The organism is Neisseria sp. P0020.S005, assembly GCF_051957055.1.
Lineage (GTDB): Bacteria > Pseudomonadota > Gammaproteobacteria > Burkholderiales > Neisseriaceae > Neisseria > Neisseria subflava_A.
The window spans coordinates 1-563 of the sequence record NZ_JBQCWV010000037.1 but is presented as its reverse complement, the minus strand read 5'-3'; the positions used below and the strand labels follow the sequence as shown (position 1 = coordinate 563).

General features: G+C 46.7%; 1 protein-coding gene. It reads left to right on the top strand.

Features of this window, described 5'->3' with window-relative positions; translation table 11 throughout:
* Positions 1-292, top strand: a 292-nt coding sequence (locus ACTHTU_RS11185; RefSeq protein ID WP_440362587.1) for a hypothetical protein, incomplete at its 5' end; no start/stop codon positions are given.
* Positions 293-563 lie beyond the last annotated feature (271 nt).

Here is a 563-nt window from a genome sequence, read left to right as displayed (position 1 = left end):
ACACCAAAACCAACAAATAACACAAAACACCCACCGTAACAACAACAAACAACAAAAAACCCACACAAACACCAAACCCAAAACCACCACCCCAACCACCCCCACCCCACCAACCACAAACCCAACAACCACCAAAACGCCCAAAACCAACCCCACCCACACCAACAACACAACCACCAAAACACCAAAACAAACCAACCAACACCCCAACCAAACCACCAAACCCAACAGCCAAGCAACCCACAAAAACACAAACCACACACCCACAAACCCCAAAAACCCCAAAAAATAAAACCACCAAAACCAGCCCAAACAAAAACACAAAAACACAAAACCAACCAAAAAACACCAAAACCAAACCCCACACCAACCAACACACTACTCATCCAGAACATCAAACCGCGGTCGACGACACCAAACCACACCGTCTCCACAACCATCAAACACGCATTATCAAGCTGCAACAAATCAACCCCACTCCAACCAACGAAGCACACACCGCACAAAAACCACCCCTCATACACACCCAACGCCACCAACAAACCAAACAATACAAACCCAAA